The 6512-nt window shown below is 75.5% G+C and carries 8 protein-coding genes; 3 read left to right on the top strand and 5 right to left on the bottom strand.

Translation table 11 applies throughout. The annotated features are described in order from the left end of the window. Nucleotides 1-290: 290 nt before the first annotated feature. Genes IEZ12_RS20865 through IEZ12_RS20855 form a run of 3 tightly spaced genes read right to left on the bottom strand, consistent with a single transcriptional unit; the run spans nt 291 to nt 2414 of the window. Nucleotides 291-590 carry a YciI family protein gene (locus IEZ12_RS20865; protein ID WP_189273486.1) on the bottom strand — a complete coding sequence of 100 codons (300 nt, stop codon included), beginning with the start codon at nt 588-590 and terminating at the stop codon, nt 291-293. A 4-nt stretch (nt 591-594) separates the two neighbouring features. Continuing rightward, nucleotides 595-1269 carry a response regulator gene (locus IEZ12_RS20860; RefSeq protein ID WP_189273484.1) on the bottom strand — a complete coding sequence of 225 codons (675 nt, stop codon included), beginning with the start codon at nt 1267-1269 and terminating at the stop codon, nt 595-597. Beyond that, nucleotides 1266-2414, bottom strand: coding sequence for a sensor histidine kinase (locus IEZ12_RS20855; protein ID WP_189273482.1), 1149 nt, complete (start codon nt 2412-2414; stop codon nt 1266-1268). Before IEZ12_RS20855 ends, IEZ12_RS20860 begins: the two co-directional genes overlap by 4 nt. Nucleotides 2415-2622: 208 nt before the next feature. Here IEZ12_RS20855 and IEZ12_RS20850 point away from each other — a divergent pair, with 208 nt between their 5' ends. Together IEZ12_RS20850 and IEZ12_RS40125 are read left to right on the top strand one after the other, a co-directional pair. Further along, nucleotides 2623-3315, top strand: a complete 693-nt coding sequence (locus IEZ12_RS20850; RefSeq protein WP_229847729.1) for an ABC transporter ATP-binding protein — start codon at nt 2623-2625, stop codon at nt 3313-3315. Continuing rightward, nucleotides 3312-4364, top strand: coding sequence for an ABC-2 membrane transporter-related protein (locus IEZ12_RS40125; RefSeq protein WP_189273479.1), 1053 nt, complete (start codon nt 3312-3314; stop codon nt 4362-4364). The genes IEZ12_RS20850 and IEZ12_RS40125 overlap by 4 nt, the downstream gene beginning before the upstream one ends. A 13-nt stretch (nt 4365-4377) precedes the next feature. Here IEZ12_RS40125 and lepB read toward each other — a convergent pair whose 3' ends face one another. After that, nucleotides 4378-5064, bottom strand: coding sequence for a signal peptidase I (gene lepB, locus IEZ12_RS20840; protein ID WP_189273477.1), 687 nt, complete (start codon nt 5062-5064; stop codon nt 4378-4380). A gap of 86 nt (nt 5065-5150) precedes the next feature. Then, entirely contained in the window at nt 5151-5507 is a 357-nt protein-coding gene (locus IEZ12_RS20835) for a chorismate mutase (RefSeq protein ID WP_043914097.1), read from the bottom strand. Nucleotides 5508-5790: 283 nt separating this feature from the next. Here IEZ12_RS20835 and IEZ12_RS20830 point away from each other — a divergent pair, with 283 nt between their 5' ends. After that, nucleotides 5791-6216 carry an OsmC family protein gene (locus tag IEZ12_RS20830; RefSeq protein WP_043916387.1) on the top strand — a complete coding sequence of 142 codons (426 nt, stop codon included), beginning with the start codon at nt 5791-5793 and terminating at the stop codon, nt 6214-6216. Nucleotides 6217-6512 lie beyond the last annotated feature (296 nt).

Genomic DNA, 6512 nt, shown 5'->3' with positions numbered 1-6512 from the left:
CAGGGCCGCAGGGCCGCAGGGCCGCAGGGCCGCAGGGCCGCAGGGCCGCAGGGCCGCAGGGCCGCAGGGCCGCAGGGAGTATCCCGCCTCTGTAACCAGCGAATCGCCGGGCGACGAGGGGAGTCAGCAGTCCAGCTCCATCAACTCCCGGGCCCTGCAGCGCCGCCGGAGGCAACCCGGCCGCGACCGGTCCGCCGCCGCGCGGCGAGCGGAGGGCTCGACCTCACCTCGTCGGCTCCTCCGAACCACGGAGGCAGCTCTCCGCGGGAGCGGGAGTCGTCGGCGGACTGTCAGGCAGGGAGGGTCTGGCGGTGGGCGGCGAGGTCGGGGCCGGTGGTGGTGGGGAGGAATTCGGTGATGCGGTATCCGGTGGCGCCGGCCTGGGCGAAGGGGTCGGTGGCGGCGAGGGCCTCGATGGCGGATCGGCTCTCGGCGACGGCGATGATGACGCCGCCGTCGCGGGGCACCTTGCGGCCGGAGGCGAGGAAGGCGCCGGTCGCGTAGTGCTGCTCCAGCCAGGCGATGTGGGCGGGCAGCAGCGCCTCGATGCGCTCCAGCGGGGCGGTGTAGGTCAACTCAAGGATGAACACCCGATCATCGTACGTTCTGGCGGCCACCGGGCCGGATCAGGCCCGACTCGTAGGCGGCGATGACCAGTTGGGCCCGGTCGCGGGCGGCGAGCTTCTGCAGCAGCCGGCCGATGTGGGTCTTCGCGGTGGACAGGCTGACGTGCAGGTGGGCGGCGATCTCCTCGTTGGACAGGCCGAGTCCGACCAGTTCGAGCACCTCCCGTTCCCGTTCGGTGGTCCCGGCGAGCGCCGCCGGGACCGTCGCGGGCTCGGGCCGCCGGGTGTACTCCTCGATCAGCCGCCGGGTCACCCGGGGCGCCAGCAGCGCCTGTCCGGCCGCCACCACCCGGATCGCCTCCAGGAGTTCGGCGGGGCGGGTGTCCTTGAGCAGGAACCCGGCCGCGCCTGCCCGCAGGGCCGCGAACGCGTAGTCGTCCAGGTCGAAGGTGGTCAGCACCAGGACGCGGACGTCGGTCAGCACCGGGTCCGCGGCCAGCGCGCGGGTGGCCTCGATGCCGTCCAGCCGGGGCATCCGGATGTCCATCAGCACCACGTCCGGCCGTTCCCGGCGGGCGAGTTCGACGGCTTCGACGCCGTCCGCGGCCTCGCCGACGGCCGTCAGGTCGGGCGCGGAGTCCACCAGCAGCCGGAAGCTGCCGCGCACCAGCGCCTGGTCGTCGGCGACCAGCACCCGGATCACCGGGCCACCACCAGCGGGAACACCGCCGCGACCTCGAAGCCCCGCCCGGCGCGCCGCCCGGCCCGGAGTTCCCCGCCGTGCACGGCGACCCGCTCGCGCATGCCCGCCAGCCCGTGGCCGCCGCCGTCCGGGCTGCCGCCGCGGCCCTCGTCGGAGACGGTCAGCGCCAGCGCGTCGGGCCGGTAGTCGACCAGCACCCGGCAGCGGTCGGTGCCCGCGTGCCGCACCACGTTGGTGACGGCCTCCTGCACCACGCGATAGCCGGCGAGTTCCAGCCCGGGCGGCAACTCGCGCCGCTCGCCGAGCAGTTCGAGCTCGACCCGGACGCCGGCAGCAGCCGCTCGGCGGATCACCTCGTCGAGTTCGGAGAGTCTCGGCGCGGGCAGCCGGTCGTCGTCCGTGCCGGTGCGCAGGACGCCCAGCAGGGCGCGCATCTCGTCCAGCGCGGTGCGGCTGGTCTCCTCGATGGACGCCAGCGCGAGCCGGGCCTGCTCCGGCTGTTGCTCCGCGACGTGGTTGGCGACCCCGGCCTGGACGGCGATCACGCCGAGGCTGTGCGCCACCACGTCGTGCAGTTCGCGGGCGATCAGCAGGCGTTCCTCGCGCAGCCGGGAGCGTTCGTCCTCGATCCGGCGGCGACGGCGCTGGTCGGCCGCGGATCCGGCGGTCCAGCCGGTGACCAGGATCAGCACGACCGTCAACACCGCTGCCGGGCCGCCGAGTTCGGGTCGCGCCCAGGGCCAGCGCAGGACACCGGCGCGGCACAGCACGGCGACCGCGAGGGCGGCCGCGAGCAGCGCGCCGGAGACCCGGCCGGGCAGCGCCCGCGGAACAGGGTGGAGCGCCACGGCGACGGCCACCCACGGCGCGGGCGAGGCCGCCGTCCCCGCGCTCAGCGCGGCCAGCGCGAGCACGGCCGACAGGACGGCGACGGGCCGACGGCGGGCGAGCGGCGCGGCGACGGCGGCCACCGCGACCATCGCCCAGTCCGCCGGGCGCGGGCCGGCGCCCACCGGGGAGGTCGACGGCGTTCCGGCCGGCAGCACGTCCCACGCCGCCAGTGCCGCGAGCCCGGTCAGCGCGGCGGCCGCGGCGGCGTCCACGACGGCCCGCGCCCGGGTGCCGAGCGGTCGGTGCAGATCCATGGGCGTCACGTTAGCCGCGGCCGGCAGCGGGCGGATCGGACCGGGGGACGACGGCGGCCGTCGTCCCCCGGTGCGATGGGAGCCCGCGCGGAGCCCCGGGACCGGCCTGCGGGACGGGCTCCGTTTCCGGCCCGGGGAACGACGCGGTGCGGGCCCGCCGGGCGGGAGGGTGTGCCGGGTCCGAAGGGCCGTACAGGAGGAGGAACTTGTGATCGAGGCGCGTGGTGCGGGGCGGCGCTTTCGCGGGAGGTGGGCGCTGCGGGAGTGCACGCTGGAGGTGCCGACCGGGCGGATGGCGGGGCTGGTCGGCCCGAACGGGGCGGGCAAGAGCACACTGTTGCACCTGACGGTGGGTCTGCTCGCCGCGAGCGAGGGCGAGTTGCGGGTGCTGGGCGGCCCGCCGACCGGCCCGCAGTCGGCCCGGATCGGGTTCGTCGGCCAGGACGCCCCGGTGCACCGGTCGTTGACAGTGGCCGAGCACCTGACGCTCGGCGCGAAGCTGAACCGCCATTGGGACGGCGCGGGCGCGCGACGCCGGATCGAGGAGCTGGGGCTGGATCCGGGCCGGCGGGCGGGCCGCCTCTCGGGCGGGCAACGGGCCCAGCTCGCGTTGACGCTGGCGCTGGCCAAGCGCCCGGAGCTGCTGGTGCTGGACGAGCCGGTGGCAGCGCTGGACCCGCTGGCGCGACGGGAGTTCCTGGACGGCCTGGCGCGGGCCCGCGCCGACCACGGGACGACGGTGCTGCTCTCCTCGCACCTGGTCTCCGACCTGTCGCGGGACTGCGACCACCTGATCGTGCTCGGCCGCGGCCGGGTGCGGGCGGCCGGCCCGTCGGCGGAGCTGCTGGGCGGCCGCGACCTGGAGGAGTACGTGCTGGAGCGGCTGGAGGAGGCGCGATGACCTGGTTGACGTGGCGTCAGTACCGGATGCACGGATGGCTGGCACTGGCCCTGCTCGCCGCGGCCTGCGCCGCCCTGCTGCCGACCGGCGGCCGGCTGGCGGACCTGTACGACTCCAGCGGGCTGCCCGGCTGCGCCCGGACGGGGGTGGGCTGTGCGCAGGCCCAGTCGGCGTTCGCCGCGGCGGTGCGGGCCGACCCGGCCGTCACTTCGCTGTTCTACCTGGGAGTGGTGGTGCTGCTGGTGCTGCCGGCGGTGCTCGGCATGTTCGCGGGGGTGCCGCTGGTGGCCCGCGAGCTGGAGTCGGGGTCGTTCCGGCTGACGTGGACGCAGGGCGTGACCCGGACGCGGTGGCTGGTCGTCCGGCTGGCCCTGGTCGGCGGCTCGGTGCTCGCGCTGTCCGGGCTGCTGACCTGGCTGGCGAGCCGGTGGGCGGCGCCGCTGGACCGGGCGGCTGCGCTTCCGGGCGGGGACGGCGGGTCGGCGCTGCCGGGGCGGTTCGGTCCGCTGGTGTTCGCCGCGCACGGCCTGGCGCCGGCGGGGTGGGCGCTGTTCGGCTTCGCGACGGGGGTGGCGGCGGGGTTGCTGCTGCGCCGCCAGGTCGCGGCGATGGCGGTGGCGGCGGCGGTCGTGGTGGCGGCGCAGGTGCTGGTGCCGCTGGTGGTGCGCCCGCAGCTGGCGGCGCCGGTGCGGGCGGAGAGCGCGGTGGTGCTGGCGCCGGACCGGCCGGGGGTGATCCGGATCGAGGGCGAGCGGCTGTACGTGTCGACTCCGGTGGCGGTGCCCGGCGCCTGGGTGGTGTCGGTGCGGACGCTGGCCGCCGACGGCCGTCCGTTCACTGCGGCCGCCCCCGAGGCGTGCGGGCCGGACGGCTCGCCCCGGCTGTGCCGGGAGACGATCGACGCGATGCACCTGACGCAGCGCGTCGAGTACCAGCCGGCCGGGCGCTACTGGGCGTTCCAGTGGACGGAGGCCGGGGCGCTGGCGCTGCTCTCGGCGGCTGTCGCGGTGGGGTGCGCGGTGCGGCTGCGGCGGGGCGTGGCGGCCTGACGGGCGGTCAGCGTCAGCGGCCGGTCCAGCCGAACCAGGTGACGTGGCCCAGGGGCCAGACCACGGCGGCGGTCGGGCCGACCACGTTGTCGACGGGGACGGCGCCGCCGGCCGGGCCTTCGCGGTGGTAGCGGGAGTCGGCGGAGTCGCTGCGGTGGTCGCCCTCGACCCAGATGTGGTCGGCGGGGACGGTGACGGGGCCGAAGTCCAGGCCCGCGCAGGAGTCGTCGCCGGGGTGCAGGTAGGGCTCGGCGACGGGCTGGCCGTCGACGGTGAGGGTGGTGCCGCGGCAGGCGACGGTCTGGCCGCCGGTGGCGATGACCCGCTTGACCAGGTAGTCGTCGCCGGGCGGCAGCAGGCCGATCGCGCTGAGGCCGGAGTGGATCGCGCCGGTGAAGGCGTTGCTGTCCTTCGGGGTGGGCGGCAGCCAGCCGCCCGGGTCCTTGAAGACCACGGGCTCGCCCGGCTCGGGCTTCCAACCGGTCAGCGGGGCGAGCTTGTTGACCGCGACCCGGTCGCCGATCTGCAGGGTGTTCTCCATCGACCCGGACGGGATGGAGAACATCTGGAACAGGCAGGACTTGATCACCACAGCGACCACCAGGCCGACGGCGATCATCACGGGCAGTTCGACGTACCAGGGCCGACGCCTGCGCCAGCCCTGTTCCTGCGTGGTCTCCTCGGTCACCGCAACCGACACCGACACCGCCTCCTCCGAAGGACAGCACGCTAACCCGCCCGCCGGACGGGGCGAAATCCGGCCCTTACGCGGACCGGACAGAGCCGTCAGTTCCCGGGGCGGCCGCTGTCGCCGGCGATCGCCTCGTGATGCCTGATCACCTCGGCGATGATGAAGTTGAGGAACTTCTCCGCGAACACCGGGTCGAGGCGGGCGCTGACGGCCAGTTCGCGCAGCCGGGCGATCTGCCGGCGCTCGCGCTCCGGGTCGGCGGGCGGCAGCCGGTGCTCGGCCTTGAGCCGGCCGACCTGCTGGGTGGCCTTGAAGCGCTCGGCGAGCATGTGGACGACGGCGGCGTCGATGTTGTCGATCGACTCGCGCAGGCGGGTCAGCTCGGCCCGCACGGCCTCGTCGATCTGCCCGGGGGAGGTCGCTTCCGGGGCGGAGGTGGGCTGGTCCGTCATGGCGGTGGCTCCGATGCGGGTTCGGGTGGGCGCCGGGTGCGGCGGAGCACGGCGGACGGGCCGACCCGGGCGCGGGCGAACGGCCAATCTAACAGGGCAAACACGGCGTTCCCGCCCGATCGGGCGACACGTTCCGGGATGTGGGACGGCCGCCGGACGGACGGTCGCGCGCTGATCCGACGAGAACGGTCGGCCAGGCCCTAGGCTGGGCGGGCCGCGGCCGCAAGTGCGGTCGCGGGTGGAGCAGTTCGACCGGCAGTCCCCCTACAGGAGGTACCTGATCGTGGCTACGACCCGCACCGCGCACACCGAGTGGGAGGGCAACCTGCTCGACGGCAAGGGCCTGGTGACCTTCGACTCCTCGGGCATCGGCGAGTTCCCGGTGTCCTGGCCGTCCCGGGCCGAGGCCGCGAACGGGAAGACCAGCCCGGAGGAGCTGATCGCGGGCGCGCACTCGGCGTGCTTCTCGATGGCGCTGTCGCACGGCCTGGCCGGCGCCGGCACCCCGCCGACCAAGTTGGAGACGAAGGCGGACGTGACCTTCCAGCCGGGCACCGGCATCACCGGCATCCACCTGACCGTGGTCGGCACCGTCCCGGGCCTGGACGAGGCGGGCTTCGTGAAGGCCGCCGAGGACGCGAAGGCGAACTGCCCGGTCAGCCAGGCGCTGACCGGCACCACCATCACGCTCTCCGCGTCGCTGGCCTGACCCGCCCGGCCCCGCCCGACCTGCTCACGCCCACGCGTCGCTACGGCGCGTGAGCGTGAGCGTACGCCCCCGGCGTGCACCAAGTCCGGTGCACGCCGGGGGTCTCGCACGTTTTGTCGAAGGACATCTGCGGACAATCCGCCCGAATCACCCCGGCGGCGGTCGCGCACAGTTACACCGGCGGCCTATGATCGGCGGACGTGGCCCGAGGCCGCCGGCAGCTTCCCGGTCCGACCGGGGGCGACCGGGCGGAGCGGGACCGCGGGCCGGTCCCCGCCCGCTCGGGTGTCGACCGT

The sequence above is a fragment of the Kitasatospora griseola genome (genome assembly GCF_014648555.1).
GTDB lineage: Bacteria > Actinomycetota > Actinomycetes > Streptomycetales > Streptomycetaceae > Kitasatospora > Kitasatospora griseola.
This window is presented reverse-complemented; position numbering and strand designations above follow the sequence as displayed.

Bases quoted from the DNA above. Each gene is read 5' to 3' on its own strand.
- IEZ12_RS20855 (WP_189273482.1), bottom strand. From the start codon at position 2,414: ATGGATCTGCACCGACCGCTCGGCACCCGGGCGCGGGCCGTCGTGGAC.
- IEZ12_RS40125 (WP_189273479.1), top strand. From the start codon at position 3,312: ATGACCTGGTTGACGTGGCGTCAGTACCGGATGCACGGATGGCTGGCA.
- IEZ12_RS20835 (WP_043914097.1), bottom strand. From the start codon at position 5,507: ATGACGGACCAGCCCACCTCCGCCCCGGAAGCGACCTCCCCCGGGCAG.